Below are 21396 nucleotides of genomic sequence, written 5' to 3'. Positions count from 1 at the left end.
TGGTCCCAACTCTACTCAATATTGCCGTTGAGACAGCGGAAAAACCCTTAGTTGACGTGGTTTAACGGTGTGTGAGTAAGAAATAACTACCTGTGGATTTTTAGGATGTTGAATGTTTTCACAATTATCCATCCATCTCTACCAGCATCTCAGATCACAGAAGACACCAGTGGGCGTTAAGGTATTGCAGTGCCCATTGAGACACCTGATTAAGCTCCGTCATCTCGTCGGGTTGGATCGGTCCTTGACCCTATGCCTTATACGCTCGAGAACATGAGATCATTACACTGCACTACTCCAGTGATGTTTGACAGAGGTTTCATCTTGGCATTGCCAAGTACAACTCAGATTGAGTAGCCCTGGTATCGGGAGCATAAAAAAGGGCCATCGGCCCTTTTCTCTATAGATACGCCCTAGATAGATACGCCCTAGGCAACAGCATGGAACCCACTGTCACAGTGAACAATTTCACCCGTCACACAAGGCATCATAGGTGACAATAATGAACAAACGACTTTACCGGTTGGATCCGGATCCTTTAAGTCCCAGTGCATCGGTGCTCGTGCCACGAAATGCTGTTGCAGGGCATCAAATCCACCTACGCTTTTCGCGGCAACCGTGCGTAAGGGCCCCGCAGAAACCAGATTGACACGAATACCGTCTGGTCCGAAGTCACGAGCCACATACCGATTTGCGCTTTCTAGACCGGCCTTACACACCCCCATCCAGTTGTAGCCAGGCCAGGCGATAGAGGCGTCAAAGGTAAGGCCAACATAGGAAGCTGCATCTGAGGCACGCAACAAGTCCCTAAACGCCTCCCCGAGTCGCGCAAAGGACCAGGTGGAGATGTGAATAGCCTTTGAGACGTCTTCAAACGGGACGCCGACAAATTCACCACCGATAGTCGTTGATGGCCCAAAGGCAATGGCGTGGACTAACCCGTCAAGTCGGCCCCAACGCGCATCGACGTCGGCGACTGTGGCCTCGATTTGCTCATCATTAGTCACATCCATCTCAAGGACCGGCGCTTGTTCAGGCAATCGTTTGGCGGTCAACTCAGTTAATCGCTTGGCCCGTCCAGCACCCGTGAGGATGACATCAGCGCCCATCAACTGTGCGTTCTTTGCGACCGCAAATGCGATGGAATCTTCATTGAGCACCCCGGTTACCAGCACACGGCGGCCCGCAAGTAATTGTGGAATTGTGCCCATGGCACCTAACCTTCTGTCAAATCCTGTTGTTATTGTGTGATTGCCAGTACCGCGTTTTGCCCACCAAATCCAAAACTATTGGACAAAGCTGCGCGAATCTCTACCTCGCGAGGAGCGCCAGTCACCACATCACACGCAACTTCCGGGTCAAGCTGTTCACAGTTGGCCGTATGGGGTACAACCCCTTCGGTAATTGCCTTTACCGTCAAAATGGCCTCAACCGCTCCAGCCGCACCAAGACTATGACCGGTCACCCCTTTAGAAGATGTGACCGCAACATGGTCGCCAAGGGTCTGAGCAATCATCAAACTCTCCGCCTTATCATTGAGCGGCGTTGAAGTGCCATGTGCATTGACATGCTGGATGTCTTCTGGAGTGAGTCCCGCGTCAGCCAATGCTGCCTTAACTGCCTGGGCTGCACCCACGCCTTCGGGGTGTGGTGCTGTGGTGTGAAAAGCATCAGCACTCGCGCCGTACCCGGCAATCTTTGCCAGTGGTGTAGCACCACGTGCCTTCGCATGTTCTGGCGTTTCAAGCACCAAAATGCCAGCAGCTTCTGCGATAACGAATCCGTCACGATCTTTGTCAAATGGACGACTGGCTTTTGAAGGATCAGCACCATTTCGACTCAGTGCTGTCATATTGTCAAAGCCAGCCACACTGAGCGGCGTGATCGCCGCTTCAGCACCACCAGCAAATACCACATCACAACGACCGGACCGGAGTAAATCCAGTGCAGTCCCAATCGCGGTTGTTGCTGAAGCACATGCGGTTGCGGTCACCATGTTGGGGCCGGTGGAACCAAGTTCCATCGAGATATGGCCGCTGACCATATTGGAAATCAAGCGAGGGATGAGGTGTGGTGTCACACGGTCAGAACCACGTTCGCGCATGACTTCGTGTTGCTCATCCCAGATAGGTGCGCCTCCGATACCACAGCCCATCACGACACCAACACGCGTGGGATCCCAGGTAGAGGTATCAAGTTCGCTTGATGCCACGGCTTCTTTCAGTGAGGCAAGAGCCAAAATGACAAACCGTTCCAACTTACGGGCTTGACGTCCAAGTAATGCCGCGGCATCAAAGGCCTCAGGTACTCGTGCTGAAAAATCAACACGGATGCCCTCAAGGTTGGGATCACGCGACGCTTTGCCCACGCCAGCGAGCATGGCGTCCCAAGAGGAGGCCACATCAATACCGGCTGGACAAACCAGCCCCATCCCAGTGACGTGAGCGGCCATCATAATTAGTTAACCTTGCTGTTCAGGAGTTCGATTACATCGCCGACCGTGCTCAGTTTCGCGGCCTCTTCTTCGGTAATGTGTACCTCCAATTCATCTTCGATATTCATTGACAGCTCGACGATGTCCAAGCTATCAAGGTCCAAACTTTCAAACGTCGCATCGTTTGTGATGTTTTCGGCTGGAATCTCGAATTTTTCGACAAGGAGGTTGTTAATCACTTGTTCGACATTTGCACTCATTGTTCTTCCTTTTCTTGGGTTGTCGTTATGAAAATATGTCGGGAATTGGAGGGAGGTCCGGCCAGATAAGTGTTGTCGAGCCCCAGGTCAGACCTGCGCCGAATGCGGTTAAGGCAACGGTGTCGCCTGCCTTGAGCACACCTTGTTCACTCGCCTCCGTCAAGGCTAAAGGAATAGATGCCGCAGATGTATTTCCATACGCCTGCAAATTTGTAAAGGCCTTAGCTGGATCCAGGTGTAGCCGTTGGGCGACCGCATGAAGAATACGTTGGTTAGCCTGGTGGCCAATTAGATGATCAAGCTGATCGATGGACCAGCCGCGCATGTCAAGCGCAGCTTGGGTGCTCGTGGCCATGGCCGGTACTGCTCGCTTATAGACCTGAGTACCATTCATCTGTAAAAACCAATGGTGATCGATATTCACCTGTTCATTGAAGTGCCAGGCCGGGTTCATCATCTGATCCGAACCTCGCCAATCCAAAATATCGCTCGCAGTTCCATCGGTATGTAAATCAAATGGACCGAGCGCGCCTGGTTCGTCAACCTCTCCTGGAGTGTAGATAGCCGCGCCGGCACCATCACCGAACAAGATGGCTGTTCCTCGATCATCGGGGGCAATGCTCGTACTCGTCACTTCAGCACCGATTACTAAGACATTCTTGGCGATACCGGCTGCAATTAACCCTTGGGCTATGGCTGATCCATAAACAAAACCAGAACAAGCCGCCTGAATGTCAAAGGCGAACGGGGTGCGAATGCCCAGCTTTGATGCAATGGTTGCGGCTCCCGTGACGCATCGTGATGGTGGGGTAAAGGTGGCCTTGATGACGGTATCAATACGATCGATACCTGCCGAAACAGATCCCGCGAAGTGTGTAAGGGCCATGCGGGCAGCGGTTTCACCAAGATCGTCGCTACTTTGGCCTGGCTGTGCCCAGCGGCGCTCACGGATTCCGGTTCGAGTCCGGATCCACTCGTCATTGGTATCCATAACCGCGGCGAGATCGTCATTGGTAACGATACGGTCAGGGACCGCTTTCCCTAGACCAGACAGCACAGCAACAGCATTCACGGCCACAACCCTATTGACCGAGCAGGCCTTAGCAACACATTTTTGACAATCGTGTCAATTTTTAGTTGTTTTCTAATGATTCGGTAAAAAGCGAGGCCTGAACTTTAGGTTTTGTTTGGATATGGCAGCGACGACACACTGCTTCATAACGAATCTTGTTGCCTTTGATGTCTCCTACAAGGATTTGTTCACCGTCAGTAACCATCTGGCCATCAACAAGACGGGCATTCAACGTCGCCGTTCGTCCGCAGGCACAGAGCGGGCGCGTCGGCAGGGTAATGATTTCATCTGCAAGCTCAACGAGTCGGGCCGACGCTTCAAAGAGTCGGGTTCGATAATCAGATAACAAGCCATAGGCCTCGACATCCACATCTAACACATCAACAACCTGGGCAAGTTCTTCGATTTGCTTCGCGGTGTAAAAGTGCGCCTCATCAGCAATGACGTGATAGATGGGGTTCTGTGCATGGAGTTTGGCTAAGAGATCAAACAGGTTTGTATCAGCCGTAATCTCGATTGCGGGTGCCTCCATACCAACCCGGCTACTAACCACGCCTTCAACCCTTGGGTTACAAACCAGCAAGATGGAGTTGAGATCGTGCGTTGTCGCATGGCGGTGGCGAACGAGCGTAGACAAACTCTTGCCCCCGCCCATTGGGGCATGACTAAATGTGAGTTTGGACATGACAGGCTCCTCATTCAACTTGACAATCGGCTTAGGGTTGAGTCAACGCTGTTTGGGTTGGAGGGATAATGAGTACACAAGCAGAATACGAGGCCGCCTACTTCACTTTGTTACGAGCAAGGGAAGATCTGGACCACTTACACCGCTATGAATCCATTCTGGAAGAGGAACAGACCCGGCTTACGCAATGGATTGCTATGTTACGTGATCAGTCAGGGAGCGAGGTACCACCAGTCATTCGACGACGATTGGATGATTCGGTCAAACCTACGATTGAGGCAATACAACAACGCATACTCCTCGTGCAATCTGAACTAAAATCCTTACCAAAACGGGTAGAAGCACAGCGTGTGTTTGTGCATGAGTGCGAAATAGAGGTTAATGCACTGAAACCCTAGGCTGACTCGATTCGAGGCTATCCCTCAGCGGCTTCGGCTTGAGCATCTTCAATTGCCAAGACTAGGTCTTCCCATTGGGTGCTGAGTTCTGCTACTCGGTCTTTCACAGCAGCGTGTTCCAGCATCAACTCTTGAACCCTAGTTGAGTCCTCATACACGGTAGGATCGGCCAGCGCCGTTTCCACCAATCGCTGCTGTTCCTCGGCTGCCATAAGGTCTTCTTCTGCTTGCATGCACTGTGCCCGAAGAGCCTTTGTTGCCGCCGCAATCCGCTGCCGTCGCTCGGCGGCTTCCCGGCGTTCTGTCTTCGCATCACGTACTCCCGACTGGCTGGAATCCACAGAAGTCCTCGCCCAAGTCGGACCGGTGGACTCAATAGGGCGACCAAGTTCATCAAGCCCCATTTTTTCGGTCCAGTCAGCATACGACCCAAGGTATTTACGAGCCGTTTGGTTGTGGACGTGCACGATGACATCTGCGACGGATCGAATCAAGTGCCGATCGTGGGTAATCAATACGACCGTACCTGGATAGGCCAATAATGCGGATTCAATCACATTCCGACTTTCCATATCCAAGTGGTTCGTTGGTTCGTCCATACACAACAAATTGGCTGGACGGGCAATGAGTTTAGCCAGGGCAACACGGGCGCGTTCACCCCCACTCATCACGCTGATCCGTTTATCGGCATCCTCTCCAGAGAATAAAAATGCGCCCAGCACATCACGTGGATTGACCGTTGCGGTATCCACAACATCAGCAATTTCTTGGACTGCTGTTTTATTCATATCAAGTGCATCGACCTGGTGCTGGGTATAGTGCGCAACCGTCACATTGTGACCGAGCGTGCGTGTTCCAGTATCACTTTCTAATTGTCCAACTAATACATTGAGGAGCGTCGACTTACCTGCTCCATTTGGACCAACGAGCGCCACTTTCTCTCCACGCTCAAGGGAAAGGTTGACCCCCGCCAAGACAAGATGGTCACCAAAATGCTTGGATACATCAGCTAACTCCACAACTGTGCGACCAGCACGAGGGGCATCACCGAAGGAAAGATGCATGGTCTTGGTTGCTTGGGTCGGGTCTTCGATGCGTTCAATCTTGTCCAGCATTTTCACTCGGCTTTGCACTTGACGTGCTTTTGTTGCCTTGTAGCGGAATCGTTCAATGAACCGCTCGACCTCGGCCAGTTTGCGGGCTTGGGACTTACTTGCCGCTACTTGTTGCTCAATCCGTTGTGCACGTTGTTCCACATAGGCTTCAAAATTGCCCGAATACGTGGTCACCTCTCCATCTCGAACCTCAACAATTTGGTTTGTTGTCGCATTCAAAAAGTCTCGGTCGTGGCTGACAACCATGATGGCACCGTCGTAGCGGATCAAAAACTCTTGGAGCCATCCCACACTTTCTAAATCGAGGTGGTTTGTCGGTTCGTCAAGGAGGAGGACACTGGGATTTCGGAGGAGTAAACGACCAAGGGCTACTCGCATCATCTGCCCACCGCTAAGGGTGCGTAATGGCTGTTCCATAGCGTCTTGTGGGAACCCCAATCCCGCCAAGATGCGGCTCGCACGTGCGTCAAGGTCGTATCCACCGAGTACTTCAATCTGGCTTTGCACCCGACCAAGGGAATCAATCAGAACCGTGTCTTCGGACCGGTCTGCAAGTTGTTCACTCAATTCCAATACCTGTTCCTGTAAGGCGGTGACTGGGTGGTCGTGCATGACGAGATCTTTGGGGGTGGGATTGATACCGCCGTTTGCAGACGCCATGTGGGCAGCCCATTCGGCAACATCTTGTTCAAGTACACCAACGGTTACCGACCGCCCAATGGCAACTTCACCTGAAGTGGGTTGCTCGATACCTTGAATAATGCGTATAAGGGTGGATTTGCCGGCACCATTTGGCCCTACAACTCCAATACGTGCCCCGGCACTGATACGTAGTTGCACCCCATCAAATAGGGTTCGGGTGCCGTGAGATTTACTGATATTGGAGAGCGTAATCACAGCTCAACAGGGTAGCGGGCGTACAAAATGAATGGGTCTATTCTCGACATATTTGTACGTATCGGATGTGCTAGTGGCTTAATTGGCTGACATCGGGCACACTTGATGGGTGAACGAAGCCGACCAATCGCCTGAGTCCCCTGTATCCGAAGGCTCAACAGATGACCACTTGCCATTCGCATCGAGTCGAGAAATCGCACCTCAAAAACAGGTCATTAGCCGTATATCGGCCCTTTTGCTCTTCGTTTTTTTGTTTCCCGCACTGCTTACCGTTGCGGCTTCAATTACCGATCGACCCATTGTTCAGGGTGAACCCAGTCCACGAACGGTCCTAGCTGGGACTCCCATTTCAGCAATTGACCAAGAAGAAACGAAACGACTCCAAGATGAAGCGCGCGAACAAGTCACACCTGTACTGAAGCGTGACAATGAGGCGATAGCGAACATCATTCAAGAGGTTAACGAAACCTTTAACACGGTAGGTAACATCATTAAGCAAGGCATTTCAACCGATCCTGCCGTGCCGTCGATCACACCTGAAGAATTGTCAATGCGTATTGACGACGCAGTCAAAGCCATTGACCTCGAAGGTGGGCAGTTGCTCGCCAATATGAGTGATGCACAGCTTGCCCAAACACGAAGTCTGGCGGTTGCGTTGGCCCAACGGGCTGCAACCAAGGACATCACTGAATCAACCATTCAGCGCATCAAAGATGAGGATATTCCTACCTGGGCGGCAAGCTCAGGGGCCTCATACAAAGTGGCCACAAAGGTATTGACTCCCATTATTACAACCGCTACGCGTCCAACTGCTGTTGTCGATGAAGCCGCCACAGTACTTGAACGCAATAAGGCCGCCGCAAAGGTTGAAAATGTTGAATACTCGGTGCCCCGTGGGGGGACCATTGTTCAAGTTGGTGAAGTTGTCACACCCGTTCAGATGCAAGCACTAACCCAGGCTGGACTGCGTGGAACAGACCCGTACTCAGAGTTCTTCACCGCATTATTTGTGATGGTGTCCTTGCTTATTGCTGGTGGGTATTTTCTGAAAACATTCCGCCAATCAGTATGGCAATCGGGGCAAAAGCTGTTGTTGTTGTCTATCTGTATCAACCTGACGGCAGTCATGGTGTTCGTGGCTGAAATCACGACGACGGTCGGCCCCATTAAATGGTTTGCATTGCCGGTTGCCGCAACGATCATGCTCATCACGATTCTCTTTGACAGTCGTGTTGGTATTTTGTCGGTGGTGCCACTCTTGGCGATGGTGTCCTTACGCGGAATGGTTAATCCGATGACCGTTCCGTTTATGGCGTTCATCGCATTATTGCCTATTCCGATGGTCGGGCGACTGAGTGCACGTGGCGATTTACGTATGGCGACGGGCAAAATCATTGTGGCCTATGTGATTGCAGCGGTGCTCTTCGAGATTGGTGCCAACGGAATAGGAAATGTCCAACTGGCGGCTGGAATGGGTGTAGCGGGTGGCGTATTAACGCTCCTGCTGGTCAATGGCCTGCTTCCATTTCTTGAAAGCCATTTTGATGTCATCACTGCGACGATTTTGCTTGATTACGCCGATCGGAATAACACCCTGTTACGCGAGTTGGAAACAAAGGCGATTGGTACGTATAACCACAGTGTGCTGGTTGCCATGTTGTCAGCCCGGTGTGCTCGTGCCATTCGTGCCGATGGACTGTTGGCTGAGGTGATGGCCTTGTACCACGACATTGGCAAAGTGGTACGCCCCTATTTCTTCGTTGAGAACCAAACTGGCTTATCTAACCCTCACGATGAGTTGAACGACCCACTCCAAAGTGCCGTGATTATTCGTCGCCATGTGGAAGACGGGGTTGAAATGGCTACGTTGCACAAACTTCCGAGTGCCATTATCGACGGTATCCGCACCCATCACGGCACCACCCTGGTGGCCTACTTCTATCGTGTGGCCGCAAAAGATGCGAAAGAGCACGGGGAAGAACTCCCAGATAAAGAACAGTTCCGGTACCAAGGCATCAAACCGTTTACAAAGGAACAGGCGATTTTGATGCTCAGTGACTGTTGTGAAGGCGCAACCCGTGCAGCCAGCCAAAGTGGAACACCGTTGACCCATGACCAAATCAAGGCAATTGTGTCTGGAATGATTACCGATCGAGTTACGGACGGCCAGCTCGATGATTCTCCGCTCACATTTGCTGATTTAAGAATTGTCGAAGAAGTTTTGATTCAAAGCCTTGTCGGTGTTTACCATCCCAGGATTGCCTACCCAGAGCCGGTAGAAATAGAAGACAGCCAAATACAAGAGAAAACGAGTAGGTAGAGGCATATGACCACTGGGGCTCAACATATTGCACGCACACTCCTTCGGCGCGGAATCACGCTGATTGCCACCAGAGCATCACTTGGAACGGCTCCGCTTCACATTGCGGCCCAAGCAGCGAATATCACTGTCGTTAAGATGCCTGATGCTGCATCAGTCCTTCGTGTAGCCGATGGTGCCGCTCGTCGTAAGGGTCGGACCAGTGTGGCACTACTTGATGGTCACGATGATGTCCAAGATGCACTGGGGCCTTGGGATGAAGCGGTCAAGGCAGAGACCCCGATCCTGATTATCGTGTCTTGTACTGAAGAACCCTCAATCGCTGAGGAACAGCGTGGACGATACACGAAGGAACGTAAAACCCTTGCTGAAGACCTTCGATATTGTTTGCAAGAAGCTGCCACATCGCCCAGCGGCCCGGTGCTGTGGTATGTCAATGACGAGGCGCTACAAGATGATGCGACTGACCGTCTCGCTGGTGAGAACCAAGTTCAGGTCACCCATAGCGACAGCGGTATCGAGCACGTGCAATTACGCCGAGCTGCGGCAATGGTGGACGAGGCACAACGAGTCCTGATCTGGGCAGGAGGTGGTGCATTACGGGCCCAAGCCGGCATAGAGGTCGCTGAGTTAGCTGACCGTATTGGAGCGCCCGTCATCACGACGATCCAGGCGGTTGGATTGCTACCAGCCCGCCATCCTTGTCTGGTTGGTCTTCCGCCGCATCTTCCCGCGGTTGGGCAACTTTGGGATGATGCAGATTTGGTTATTGCCATTGGGTCAGATTTTGACCATCACCAAATGCAGGGTGGGTTAATGCCGGCACCAAATAAGATGATTGCGATCAACATTGATCCTGACGTTGGTGGCACAACCTATCCCCCAACCGTGCTGTTGCGTGGCGACGCAAAAATTGTTACCAAAGCCCTCGTTGCCGCCGTGACCTATCGCGGTGGTACGGCAGCAGTCCGCAATCGTAATGAGGAAATCCGACGCTCAAGTCGTGCCCAATTGGAAGAAACCAATCCCAAGGATATTGAGCTTATTACCGCACTCGGAGCGGCTATCCCCGACCGTGGTCTTGTTGTAGCCGACTGGTCTCTTGTGGGCTCGTGGCTGGCAGATTTACACGAATGGACGATGCCTCGCTCCCTTGCTATGGCAGCCCGTGAAGGCCAAACACGCTGGGCGGTTGCCGCATGGGTAGGAGCGGCACTCGGAGCATGGTCCGCTAAGGATGACCAACCGATTATTGGTATCACTGGTGAGCAAGGCGTTTTGGCCAACCTTGGTGTCTTGGCGTCCCTAGCTGCTATTAACACAACGAATGAACAAGTACCGGCCACCTTAGTTGTAATTGACGATGGTGGGTTTGGGCGATTGCGAGCACACCTTGCCATGGCCGGCGCACCATCATTCCCGGCTGAAGTTCCAACACCAGATATTGCCGCACTCGTACGAACACTTGGGTTGCGAGCTGACCGTGTCAATAACGTGAATGAACTCACCAGCGCCTTAAATGTGCATTTAGCTACACCTGACCCAACGGTTCTTGTAGTGCAGACTCGACCGTCACTACCAGCCTCTGATGCAGCGGTGTGGTATCGCCGCAGTAATCATGCAGAGTGAGGATAAGCATGGTTACGCCATCTGTATTTATTGAATGGTCAGAGCTCTTTATTGCATCTCTCGATGATGATTTGATCGACCTTTGGACGGTTGCGGCGCACCAACTTCAAGTTGATGCCCAAGCACTGTCACGTACCGCTAAGGGTTTTCAAGAAACGCATCACGACCAAGCATTGCGCATTGTTGATGTCGTGAGTGAGGTTGATGCAGTCCACGATGTTGATGTAGCTGCAACAATCATGGCAATTACGCAGACACATGACCTTGATGAATGGGCGCCAACTATTCGTCATGATCCAGAGAAGGTCGCCCTTTTACAGAAGCTACATGCAGCAGGTATTCATATCGGGATTATCTCCGAAAGTGTGTGGTCACGGAATTGGGTCCATCAATTTTTGGACCGAGATCATGTGGCATATGACAAGCTCATCATTGCCAATGAGGGGAATTGGCGTTTGCACTTCCCAGATGCCTGGGAGGATGCGGTCACCCATCTTGGTCCTGGTGAAGTCATCTGTTCTGACGAACGTAAGGCATCAGGAGCGATTCAGATCAACTTACGAATTCGTTCGTGGCTGTGGGTACATACCCAGGCCAAAGTGATATCCGACCTTACCCCGTATGCGGAGAATAGTTAAATTGCCTGTCGATGGTGGCCTAGTCGACGGCGAGCCACTCCGAGACCGAGAAAACAGACGGAAAAGGCGCCCGCTAACCAGGGCAGTACTGGATTCAGATAGGCAGCTGGGGTGAATCCAGTCCGTGGTTGAAACGATTGTTGGAGGGAAGCACCTTCAAGGTACTGCGTGCGTTGGTGAATCCGACCATCTGGCGTGATAAATGCACTTGGTCCGCTGAGTGAGGCATGCACGACTGGTCGCCCATACTCAACCGCACGAAATCGACTAATAGCGACGTGCTGATCTTTCATTGCTGTGGATCCAAAACTGGCGTTATTTGTGCTCACCACAAGTACACCAGGATTCTTGGCCATAGCTTGACTGATCATCGATGAAAACGCACTTTCATAGCAAATGACCGCACCTACTCGTGTCTGTGCAACGGCAACTGAATCAGGGCCGTGCCCGGGCACCATATGCCCGATGAGTTGTGCACTTGGTACCCATCCCAGTAGTTTCGGGTAAGGGAAAAACTCGCCAAAGGGCACCAATTTGTACTTTGCAATAGATGTCACAAGTTGACCTGACTGATAGACCCCTATGACATTGGTCAACTCACCGTCTGCGGTATGCCCATTTTGGCCAACAAATACGGTGGACGCTCCAATGCGGGCTAACAGCGTATCTCGGTCCTGCTTGAGCCTAGCTTGATTGGGTGCATCAGGATCATTATCAAAACTATTTTCAGGCCAGACAAGGAGATCGACTCGTGGTAACGGTGCCCTCTCCCATTGCGCCGCCAATATATCAATCACCCGCTGGTTTTTGGGATCAACCGCACTTATCCCAGCTGCAAACGTATGGCGTACATCTCCAGATTGAGTAATGCCGACCGTAAGGGGCGGACCAGATGCTGTCGTCAATGGTGCAGGAACGTGCGATAATCCAATACCTACACCTATGACAGCAACCGTAGCTAGGATCAAGCGGGTCCAATACGCCCGGTTGACGATTGATTCAGCTAATCCCATACCCAGCACCATAATGGCCATTGAGGTGCCCCAGCTCCCAAGCCACGGTGCGTAGGCCAGTAACCAACTTCCCGTCCCTTGACTGTGATGTAACTGCGCCCAGGCAAAGCCACCGAATGGTACGGCAGCACGGGTAGCTTCGAGGGTTACCCAAGCGCTAGGGACAAGGAGCCATCGCCACGGTGCGTTACGCGCGAACCAGAGCAAGGCACCGAGTGCACCGATTAACCCACCCTCAATAGCGATGAGGGCGATATACGGCACTGGTCCAAATACCCGCATCCATGCGCAGGCAAGGGATAGCCAGCACAGGCCGAATAGAAGCGATACACCACCGGACTGCCGCCATGAATTGGTATGGCTCAACCCATGCCACCATAGGGCAATGCCAATGACGGCTGCTGATCCAACCCCCCAGGGATCCCAAGCTAATGCGGTGACACAACCACCCAGAACCCCAAAGAAATATGGGGATCTGAGTAGAGACAGCCTGGCATTAGATACAGTCTGCGCAAATGTTGTGTTCTGGATCGGCAAGTTGGCTCGGTTTCTTCACTAAGAAACACTCAGTACAGGTGAACTCATCTTCACCGATCAGTTCGACCGCCTGAGGTTCACGACGTCCACGTGTTGGGAGTTCATCAGCATCTAGCGGTGCAACTTCACTTTCAACATCAATGTCTTCGTCATCGAGGTCATCGTCGTCATCCTCATCCTCGTCCTCATCGTCGTCCTCATCGAAATCATCGTCAAGGTCATCGTCGTCATCGAGGTCATCCGTGGTTGACGCATCATACTCGTCGTCATCACCGTAGAAGTCTTCGTAGGTGTCGTCTGTATCGTCGTCATCGCCATCAAAGTCAGCTTCTTCGTCAAGACTGACTTCAAGGTTTTCGTCGTCATCATCAATTGGATCGTCGTGTAAATCCAAGTCACTCATCTCTCGCCCTCCAATTTGTATTGCGGGAACTGTTTATAGGTCCATCCGCAAAAAAGCAACTGTTAGGGCCGAAAAACTTATAATTTTGATGAACTATTACATAAAGTCATACCACATTGCGGGTCCAAGCACTGGCCAGTGCATCGGCATATTCATTCCAACGGTTGCCCGCATGTGCTTTCACCCAACGGAGTTCAATCCAGGGTTTGGCCTGTAGCAGCTCGAAGGCTGGTTGCACCAAATCAAGGTTTTCGACGGGGCCGGTTTTACGTTTCCAGCCTCGTTTTGCCCATCCAGGTGCCCATTCTGTCAGGCTCCGCACCGCCAAATTGGAATCTGTCCACACAATCGTTGGCGTTTGATCGGGAACAAGTGCGATTCCTTGCAAAATCGCCGTATATTCCATCCGGTTATTGGTTGTATCAGGGTCATGCCCAAAGCGACGGTCAATCAGTTCGTTATCCACGACATACACGGCGCCCCAACCCCCAGGACCGGGGTTGGGGATACAGGCTCCATCCGTGAATACACCACTTGTTGGTCCAGCGCTGTAACGCGCGAGAACCTGCTCAGTTGTGTTCCCAGCCATTACAGCACAACATAATCCGTACTGGTTGTATTCAGGCGTTCCCCACCTTCTTTAGTGCATGCCACAATGTCCTCAATACGCATACCCCACTCCCCCGGCTTATAGATGCCTGGTTCTACGCTGAACGCCATCCCTGGTTCTAATAGCGTGTCATTTGACTCAAAAATGTATGGGTCTTCGTGTACTTCAAGGCCAATACCGTGCCCGGTCCGGTGTAAGAGATATTCACCGTACCCACCATCAATAATTATTGATCGGCAGATTCGATCTATTTCACCAGCACGAATACCTGGACGAACAGCGGCACATCCAGCTGCCTGGCTGGCTTGAAGCACGCGATAGGCCTCGTCGTACCCTTCTGGGGCGTGACCCATCACATAGTTGCGCGTGCAGTCACTGAAATAGTGATCTACCGGGCCGCCTATGTCTACCACAACGGCTTCTCCTTCATTGATGACTCGATCAGTTGGACTGTGATGTGGACTTGCTCCGTTTTCGCCAGCTCCAACAATGATGAACTCGGCCACACTATGACCCTCTTCTCGCATCATGCGGTCAATCTCTTTGGCCACTTCTTTCTCAGTCCGGCCAACCTTCAACACTTCACCCATACGTTGATGCACACGATCAATTGCTGCACCCGCAGCCCGTAACTTGGCAATTTCATCGTCGGTTTTCACCTGGCGAACCGGCTGCATAATCGGCCCACCATGCGCCAGGTGCACCCCAGGGAAGCGATGAACAAGATCTACAACATATTGACCCCAAAGGTGTTGGCCAATTGCAATCGTCGTTTCAGCACCGATGGAGCCAAGTGCTTCAGCTACCTTGTCCCACGGCCCATGTTGTTCATCCCAGATCAATGGGGTGATAGACGGGTCAAAGGTATTGGACTGAAATCCTGGGTACTCCATGCGCGGCAAAATAATGGAAGCGTCACCAGATTTGGTGACCAGCAACCCGGTGAGCCGCTCCATCGGGTGCGTGTGCCACCCACTCAAAGCGGAAAGGTCTGGGCCAGGGCCAACCAATAACGCATCAATGTTATTCGCATTCAAGGCAGCCGCGGCTTTTTGGACAGGAGTTACATGCTGTTCTTCTGGGTTATGCGCACTCATAGGCCATACCATAGGCGCACCCAAACACGTTGCATGAAGTCCGCTAAACTAAAGGCGAAGCCTTTTTGTTGTGCCTGCTGCATGGCATTTCAAACTGTGCTAAATTAGCTGACCTTGCGTGCTCGTGCGCGCCTCTATTTGTCTGTTTTTGTCCAGGAGACACCCAATGGCTAAGAAGTCCAAGATCGCCCGCAACCAGCAACGCGCCGTACTGGTTGAAAAGTACGCCGAACGCCGCGCTGAGTTGAAGGCCATCATCAAGGACCTCAACACGAGCTTTGATGAGAAAATTGCGGCTCGTGATGCGTTGAACAAGCTCCCAAAGGACTCCAGCCGTGTACGTCTACGCAACCGTGACTCATTAAATGGCCGTCCTCGCGGCTACGTTGGGTTGGCTGGGTTGAGCCGTGTTACCTTCCGTAAACTGGCGCACAAAGGTGAGCTTCCTGGGATCACCAAGTCTTCTTGGTAATCCAATTTAAAGGTTGAAACGGGGCATTTCGCCCCGTTTTTTGCGTGCTCCTAACCCTGTCTAAAAATAGTGCACGAGCCAGTGTGCACGGCCGTTAACAACACGGTTTACGACCGGCACTCTTCCTTATCCGTTATTCCTTATCCACTATTAAAACGGTTGATCATGGGCATTAGTCGTTGTAGGTGACCTGACAAAGCCCATGCATGCAATACCCATTGGGACGGTAGTGCAAATATTGCTGGTGATCTGGTTCAGCCAACCAGTATGGGTGAAAGTCCTTGTGTATTTCTGTTACTGAGGGGCTATAACCAGCTGCAACAAGACGTTCATCATAGTGAGCTTTTGCCTTAACAGCCGCGTCATATTGTTCGGGTGTGTGGGTGAATATTGCGCTGCGATACTGAGTGCCAACATCGTTACCCTGACGATTCAGTGTCGTGGGATCGTGGATTTCAAAAAATGTGGCTAAGAGGGTTTCTAGTTGCTCTGGTTCATAGGTGACCTGCACGGTTTCAGCATGCCCAGTCTGCCCAGTGCAGACCTCCCGATAGGTCGGACTTGTTGTTTGTCCGCCCTGGTAACCCACACTGGTGGTGTGGACGCCATCAAGCTGCCAGAACAAGCGTTCAGCCCCCCAGAAACAGCCTGCAGCTAGACCAATGGTGTCATAGCCCTCGGGGGTGGGTGCGGTGTAGTCCGTGTGTAAAACCGGATGAATCGTGTCGCTCATCACACCGGTATACCTGTCCTAGCGATGGATCGTCTTAGGATTGCCAAGAATGTACGTCCACATTGCCACAACAAGAACTCCCACAAGCAAAATTGACGAACTGACCAGTAATTGAAACCGTCCAGCTTCAAGCACACTTGCCCCTCCAAATACTGCTCCCACAAATGCCCCTGGCAGCGTTACTACCCCGATATTGCGAGTTTGATCAGTGCCTGCAATCACCGCGGTAGATCCTGCTCGACGCATTACTGATCGGGTGGCCAGACGCATCGGGGCACCAAGGGCCAGCCATCCCTCCACGTCCTGAACGTGCTGGGTAAGTGCTTGACTAACTTCCCTACCCATCAATGTGCTTGCAATCATCGAATGGCCAATCAAAATACCGCCGATACTCAACAGGTATCGTCCTTCGAGTGGCAGGGCATGGGTTCCGAATACGAGCAGCATTGGGACAGCAACTGCGATGATAACCACTCCGGCAATGACGGGAAGGCTTTGAAACGATAGTTGTAGCCGTTGCCGGATGGTCAATGATGCAACCCCAACCATCACACCTAAGAAGGCCAGGGTTAGCGGGACATGGGTAAGCACACCTGAAAGAACCACGCTTAAAAGCGCTAATTGAACTGTTGCTCGAAGAATTGCCCATGGTTGGATCCACGGTTGTTCAAGGCCAAGCCACCACGCAAGTCCGGTGGTGAGTGCCCCCACCCCGATAAGTGATACCACCGTAGGGAACATGGCGTACAGGATTTGATCAACCATCTCAACTACCTTATGTGGTGCTTAGTAACCAACGCCGAACAATAAAAGCACCATGTTGGACATTTTTTTCGATAGCTTGCCTACTGCGACGGTGTTGTATTCAATCGTCGCCAATATCATCCGAGTCATCGCGATTGGGGTCGTCCCCTACAACCGGCGTCCAAGTGCAGCTACAGCTTGGCTGATGCTCATCATGCTTGAGCCCATCATCGGAACTCTTGTGTTTTCCATCCTGGGTAGCAACAAGTTAAATGCCCGTCGCCAGCGTATCCAACGAGCGGTCAATAGGGGGTTGAAGGCGATGTGGTTGGACACACCTGATACACCCCCCAATGAGTTGTTACCCGAAGGGCTTGAACGGGTGATCGCAATGAACCGCAAGATGACTGAATTACCAAGTTTGTTTGGTATCAACCGTGCTATTTCGTCTGACTATCAGACAAGTATCGATCAGATTATTCATGCCATTGATGAGTCACGCTATTACGTGCACATGCTCTTTTACATCATGGCAAAGGATGAACGTACAACCCCTATTTTCGATGCCATGAAACGTGCTGTTGACCGTGGGGTTAGGGTACGCGTGCTCTATGACCATATTGGAAGCCGTAAATATCCCGGCTTTGCCGAGATGCGTGAGTTTATGACCAATAACGGCATCGACCACCATATGACGGCACCCGTTCTGCCCTTCGACGGTGAGTTCAATCGACCGGACCTGCGAAACCACCGCAAGCTCATGGTTGTTGATGGGAATGTTGGTTTCACCGGCTCATTTAACATGATCGATTCAACCTACCTAGATGAACAAAACGTTGCCTTGGGACGCCATTGGAATGAAGTAACAATCCTGCTGAATGGACAAATTGTCTCCCAATTAGACAATATTTTTGCACTTGATTGGGCAAGTGAAACAAATGAAACCCTGCCCGTATCCATTCCTGATGCTGCCCAACGCCAACATATTTCGTATGTTTCTCGTCACACCGATGATGAGATGAATGTGTTTCAGCTCATCCCGAGTGGCCCAGGATATGCCGAAGAACCAAACCTGCGGCTATTTACAACCCTGATTGAACAAGCCCAAGAACACGTTGCGATTGTAAGTCCCTACTTCATTCCTGATACTCCACTGATGCAGGCCATTACGAGTGCGGCTTATCGGGGTGTCGAAGTGGAGTTATTTGTCAATGAACGTGGTGATCAGATGATGGTGGACCTTGCCCAACGTTCTTACTACGAACCCTTGCTTGACGCTGGGGTAACGATCTGGCTATGGCCACAACCGGAGATCTTGCACGCGAAGTTTGTCACGATTGACCGGCAGGTATCGGTGCTCGGTTCATCAAATATGGATATGCGTTCATTCGGGTTGAACCATGAGATTTCCCTCCTGGCAAGTAATGGCAATGTCAACCGCGACCTGCATAAAGTGCTTCGTACCTATCGAACGAAATGCACTGTGTTAGATAGAGACCGATGGGGACGGCGGTCATGGGTCACGCGATACCTTGAGAGCTTGATGCGCTTAACGAGTGCCCTTCAATAACTCTTCTTGCCCTAAGACGTTGTGTAACCACGTGACCGCAGCGTGGACACTCATTACGAGTGGCCCCGGTGGCGGTGGTGGTCGGCGCCAAACCAAGATCGGAGTTTGAGTCGCCACTGCGGCTCGAATCTTTGCATCATCCCCACCGGCATTCCTGGTGACGAGCGCATCACAGCGTTCCAAAATGGCAAGCTCATCTTCATACTTGAATGGACCACGTTGAGTAATTGTCTCAACACGATCAATTCCTGTTGTATCAGCGGGGTCAATAGAGCGAAGGACCACCGTGATAGCTTGACCAAGGCCCATCCACGGTTCCAGATATGTCCGTCCGGTCGTCACAAAGACACGTTGCCAATGGTGGGCGCGTACATGGGCCACGGCTTCTTCTCCCCCATCCACCTCTATCCAAGTCGCATCAGGTGGTGGCGTCCATGCCGGACGATCGAGACGAAGATGGGGAATCTGCGCATCCTGGCTGGCTGCAGCTACATTCGCATGCATGGTGGCCGCATAGGGATGGGTCGCATCAATCACAGCCCGAACCTGATAGGTACGAAGGAAGCTGATGAGTCCGTGTACACCACCAAATCCACCCCGTCGAACCGTTACACTCGGCGCAAGTTCGGTCTGGCTATGCAGCGTTGTGCCGGCCAAACTGAGGGTTATTGCCACCTGGTCAGCCAAGGCTTCAGTAAGGTGACGAGCCTGGGTGCTACCACCCAAAATGAGCACATGGGGACGTGCTGGTACACCCATCAGTTAAATATCCGGTTCTGGAGGGTTCTGGTCTTGGTGATCTTGACGCAATAACGTCACATCAAAGAGCCACCCGTGGGTTTCAGCCAATTCGGCGCGTTTAGCTGGTATGCGCTGCTGCATCTCATCCAGCGGACCGTGGTCAAGTTCTTCTTGTGCTAGCCCGACAAAGGCGCCCCAATAGGCAGTCCATCCCGCGGGATCCTGCGTCCATACATGCCCCTTGGCGTCAACCATGTCCACGACCGTGCCATGATTAGCGGGAAGTCCATGTTGCAGTTGCCGACCTGTCGTGATCAATACCGACTGACCAATCTCGGTTTGGGCAACACCGTGGGCAGCCGCAAGAGCAGAAACACTGGTCACGCCTGGAATGACGTCCATTTGAACCCCTGGATAGGTTCTTACCCCTTCAATCGTGCCATCAAAGAGTGTGGGGCAACCCCAGGTGAGTATGGCAACGTTGGTGACGTCGAGCGCATCCAGTGCTGCAGCAATAGCGGCGGCTTGTTGTTCTCGAAACTGTTGGACACTGTGCCGGTATGCTCCACGAGGACGGTTGCGCACACTTGGCATGGGGAGATCGATCAGACGATGGGCATCTGGATTAACGAGATGCCGCTGTGCAATACTGCGGCGTGTATCCCCTGTTGTTGTCCCTGCTTTGGTTGGCAGCAGAATAACGTCATGTGCATTTAGGGCATTGACTGCTTGCACGGTGATTTGGTCCGGGTGACCCGGACCAATACCGATGATCGTAACGTGCACTAGAGACGTACCACCGCATCAATATCGGGGTGCTTCTTTAGCCAGGCATCAATGTAAGGACATGTGGGTTTGACCCGTAGGTCCGTACTGGTGGCTTCAGCGACCAATGCTTCTACCAACTTGCTTGCAATACCTTCACCACGGTGCGCCGGATCAACTACGGTCGAATAGGCATCAATGTACCCATCATGATGTGCGTACTTGATATAGCCAACGCTGAGAGCATCTTTCGTTGCTTCAAACGCAGACCCATTATTCGTGATTGTGATTGATGATTGTTCGCTCATACGTTGAGCTTAGCGATGGCTGCACGAAATTAATGGTTCAAATCTTTGTTACCAGACTTTTTCATTCCGTATGCTGCAACAATGCCCGTTGGATCTGACAGACAACTGGACGAATGCCCACCCCTTGTCGTGTTCATCATCTCTGACTCGATTGGTGAGACCGGAGAGCAAATGGCAAGGGCCTCCTTGTCACAGTTTCCACGATTGACCTGTGAGCTTCGGCGTTTTCCCTATGTACATTCACCTGAAAGCGTTAATGCCATTCTGGCCGAAGCAGCGACATGCCCCCAGACGCTTGTCCTGTTTACCTTGGTGGATCCTGCCCTGGTTCGCCATGTCATCACCTCATGTACCCAAGCAGGCATTGACTATATCGATCTCCTTACGTCGGTAACTGAGCGGATACGCACGTTTACAGATCAAGAACCCGAACCAATTCCTGGTCGCATGCGACGAATGGACGAAACGTACTTTCAACGCATTGCCGCAATTGAATTTGCGGTGAAGTATGACGACGGCAAGGATCCTCGCGGGTTTCTGCAATCAGATATCGTGCTTATCGGGGTCTCACGAACATCAAAAACACCGTTGTCAATGTATCTGGCTAATCGAAACTTACTTGTTTCAAATCTGCCGCTTGTCTTAGGGTCACCCGTTCCTGATGAATTATTCAAAGTTGAAACAGGCCGGATCATCGGACTCACAAACTCACCAGAGCGGTTGAACGAAATTAGACAGACACGCATGAGTGCGATGGGTATCAAAAGTTCAAGTTCGTACACCAAACTAGAACGGATTTTAGAAGAACTCGCATTCGCAGAAGATTTATTCAGGAAAATTGGATGCCCGATTATCGATGTATCTGATAAAGCTATTGAAGAAACCGCAGAAATTGTGCTTAATCGTCTCGCACGAAATCAATTACAAAAGAAAACACCGCCTCGTTGAGCATTAT

Annotated in this window: 22 protein-coding genes; 7 read left to right on the top strand and 15 right to left on the bottom strand. The window is 51.8% G+C overall.

Annotated elements, in window-relative coordinates; genetic code table 11:
- Positions 1 to 428 precede the first annotated feature (428 nt).
- The 5 genes from fabI to VCU37_RS06230 form a co-directional block, all read right to left on the bottom strand.
- A complete protein-coding gene (fabI, locus tag VCU37_RS06250) occupies positions 429 to 1202 on the bottom strand; it encodes an enoyl-ACP reductase FabI (RefSeq protein ID WP_336250064.1) in 774 nt (257 codons plus the stop codon).
- 38 nt (positions 1203 to 1240) lie between these two features.
- Positions 1241 to 2455 carry a beta-ketoacyl-[acyl-carrier-protein] synthase family protein gene (locus VCU37_RS06245; RefSeq protein WP_336249774.1) on the bottom strand — a complete coding sequence of 405 codons (1215 nt, stop codon included), beginning with the start codon at positions 2453 to 2455 and terminating at the stop codon, positions 1241 to 1243.
- Between the two features lie 2 nt (positions 2456 to 2457).
- The gene (locus tag VCU37_RS06240; protein ID WP_336249773.1) at positions 2458 to 2694 is read right to left on the bottom strand and encodes an acyl carrier protein; all 237 of its coding nucleotides are present in this window, start codon (positions 2692 to 2694) and stop codon (positions 2458 to 2460) included.
- 25 nt (positions 2695 to 2719) lie between these two features.
- The gene (locus VCU37_RS06235; RefSeq protein ID WP_336249772.1) at positions 2720 to 3766 is read right to left on the bottom strand and encodes a beta-ketoacyl-ACP synthase III; all 1047 of its coding nucleotides are present in this window, start codon (positions 3764 to 3766) and stop codon (positions 2720 to 2722) included.
- 61 nt (positions 3767 to 3827) lie between these two features.
- Positions 3828 to 4451, bottom strand: coding sequence for a thymidine kinase (locus VCU37_RS06230; protein WP_336249771.1), 624 nt, complete (start codon positions 4449 to 4451; stop codon positions 3828 to 3830).
- Positions 4452 to 4519: 68 nt separating this feature from the next.
- On the opposite strand from VCU37_RS06230, the gene VCU37_RS06225 reads away from it, so the two are divergent.
- Entirely contained in the window at positions 4520 to 4849 is a 330-nt protein-coding gene (locus tag VCU37_RS06225) for a hypothetical protein (protein ID WP_336249770.1), read from the top strand.
- A gap of 17 nt (positions 4850 to 4866) precedes the next feature.
- On the opposite strand, the gene VCU37_RS06220 is transcribed toward VCU37_RS06225, so the two are convergent.
- Positions 4867 to 6861, bottom strand: coding sequence for an ABC-F family ATP-binding cassette domain-containing protein (locus VCU37_RS06220; RefSeq protein ID WP_336249769.1), 1995 nt, complete (start codon positions 6859 to 6861; stop codon positions 4867 to 4869).
- Between the two features lie 109 nt (positions 6862 to 6970).
- Here VCU37_RS06220 and VCU37_RS06215 point away from each other — a divergent pair, with 109 nt between their 5' ends.
- The 3 genes from VCU37_RS06215 to VCU37_RS06205 are packed head-to-tail and all read left to right on the top strand — an operon-like array spanning position 6971 to position 11448.
- Entirely contained in the window at positions 6971 to 9181 is a 2211-nt protein-coding gene (locus VCU37_RS06215) for an HD family phosphohydrolase (protein ID WP_336249768.1), read from the top strand.
- Between the two features lie 6 nt (positions 9182 to 9187).
- Positions 9188 to 10810, top strand: a complete 1623-nt coding sequence (locus VCU37_RS06210; RefSeq protein WP_336249767.1) for a thiamine pyrophosphate-dependent enzyme — start codon at positions 9188 to 9190, stop codon at positions 10808 to 10810.
- An 8-nt stretch (positions 10811 to 10818) separates the two neighbouring features.
- Positions 10819 to 11448, top strand: coding sequence for a hypothetical protein (locus tag VCU37_RS06205; RefSeq protein ID WP_336249766.1), 630 nt, complete (start codon positions 10819 to 10821; stop codon positions 11446 to 11448).
- On the opposite strand, the gene lnt is transcribed toward VCU37_RS06205, so the two are convergent.
- The 4 genes from lnt to VCU37_RS06185 all read right to left on the bottom strand — a co-directional run bounded on the left by lnt (position 11445) and on the right by VCU37_RS06185 (position 15108).
- Positions 11445 to 12998: an apolipoprotein N-acyltransferase gene (lnt, locus tag VCU37_RS06200; protein WP_336249765.1), complete on the bottom strand. Its 1554-nt coding sequence runs from the start codon at positions 12996 to 12998 to the stop codon at positions 11445 to 11447. The two genes, VCU37_RS06205 and lnt, sit on opposite strands and share 4 nt — an antisense overlap.
- Positions 12958 to 13401 carry a hypothetical protein gene (locus VCU37_RS06195; RefSeq protein ID WP_336249764.1) on the bottom strand — a complete coding sequence of 148 codons (444 nt, stop codon included), beginning with the start codon at positions 13399 to 13401 and terminating at the stop codon, positions 12958 to 12960. The genes lnt and VCU37_RS06195 overlap by 41 nt, the downstream gene beginning before the upstream one ends.
- A 106-nt stretch (positions 13402 to 13507) precedes the next feature.
- A complete protein-coding gene (locus VCU37_RS06190; RefSeq protein ID WP_336249763.1) occupies positions 13508 to 13990 on the bottom strand; it encodes a ribonuclease H family protein in 483 nt (160 codons plus the stop codon).
- Positions 13990 to 15108 (bottom strand): M24 family metallopeptidase, encoded by a 1119-nt coding sequence (locus VCU37_RS06185; RefSeq protein ID WP_336249762.1) that lies wholly within the window; start codon positions 15106 to 15108, stop codon positions 13990 to 13992. Before VCU37_RS06185 ends, VCU37_RS06190 begins: the two co-directional genes overlap by 1 nt.
- A gap of 166 nt (positions 15109 to 15274) precedes the next feature.
- Between VCU37_RS06185 and rpsN the strand changes: the two genes are divergently transcribed.
- Positions 15275 to 15580: a 30S ribosomal protein S14 gene (rpsN, locus tag VCU37_RS06180; protein WP_336249761.1), complete on the top strand. Its 306-nt coding sequence runs from the start codon at positions 15275 to 15277 to the stop codon at positions 15578 to 15580.
- Between the two features lie 172 nt (positions 15581 to 15752).
- On the opposite strand, the gene msrA is transcribed toward rpsN, so the two are convergent.
- Together msrA and VCU37_RS06170 are read right to left on the bottom strand one after the other, a co-directional pair.
- Complete coding sequence (msrA, locus tag VCU37_RS06175; protein ID WP_336249760.1) at positions 15753 to 16313, bottom strand: peptide-methionine (S)-S-oxide reductase MsrA; 561 nt, start codon at positions 16311 to 16313, stop codon at positions 15753 to 15755.
- A gap of 18 nt (positions 16314 to 16331) precedes the next feature.
- Entirely contained in the window at positions 16332 to 17078 is a 747-nt protein-coding gene (locus VCU37_RS06170; RefSeq protein ID WP_336249759.1) for an ABC transporter permease, read from the bottom strand.
- A 52-nt stretch (positions 17079 to 17130) separates the two neighbouring features.
- Between VCU37_RS06170 and cls the strand changes: the two genes are divergently transcribed.
- Positions 17131 to 18627 carry a cardiolipin synthase gene (cls, locus tag VCU37_RS06165; protein ID WP_336249758.1) on the top strand — a complete coding sequence of 499 codons (1497 nt, stop codon included), beginning with the start codon at positions 17131 to 17133 and terminating at the stop codon, positions 18625 to 18627.
- Here cls and VCU37_RS06160 read toward each other — a convergent pair.
- From VCU37_RS06160 to VCU37_RS06150, 3 genes are read right to left on the bottom strand one after another with little or no spacing between them, the layout of a single operon-like run.
- Positions 18607 to 19386 (bottom strand): precorrin-6A/cobalt-precorrin-6A reductase, encoded by a 780-nt coding sequence (locus VCU37_RS06160; RefSeq protein WP_336249757.1) that lies wholly within the window; start codon positions 19384 to 19386, stop codon positions 18607 to 18609. The genes cls and VCU37_RS06160 overlap by 21 nt on opposite strands.
- Positions 19387 to 19389: 3 nt before the next feature.
- Entirely contained in the window at positions 19390 to 20154 is a 765-nt protein-coding gene (locus tag VCU37_RS06155) for an SAM-dependent methyltransferase (protein WP_336249756.1), read from the bottom strand.
- On the bottom strand, positions 20154 to 20441 hold the full coding sequence (locus tag VCU37_RS06150) for a GNAT family N-acetyltransferase (RefSeq protein ID WP_336249755.1): 288 nt from the start codon (positions 20439 to 20441) through the stop codon (positions 20154 to 20156). Before VCU37_RS06150 ends, VCU37_RS06155 begins: the two co-directional genes overlap by 1 nt.
- 81 nt (positions 20442 to 20522) lie before the next feature.
- Between VCU37_RS06150 and VCU37_RS06145 the strand changes: the two genes are divergently transcribed.
- Positions 20523 to 21389 carry a pyruvate, water dikinase regulatory protein gene (locus VCU37_RS06145; RefSeq protein WP_336249754.1) on the top strand — a complete coding sequence of 289 codons (867 nt, stop codon included), beginning with the start codon at positions 20523 to 20525 and terminating at the stop codon, positions 21387 to 21389.
- Positions 21390 to 21396: the final 7 nt, after the last annotated feature.

Origin of the sequence: Stomatohabitans albus (genome assembly GCF_036336025.1) — a bacterium.
GTDB lineage: Bacteria > Actinomycetota > Nitriliruptoria > Euzebyales > Euzebyaceae > Stomatohabitans > Stomatohabitans albus.
This window is presented reverse-complemented; position numbering and strand designations above follow the sequence as displayed.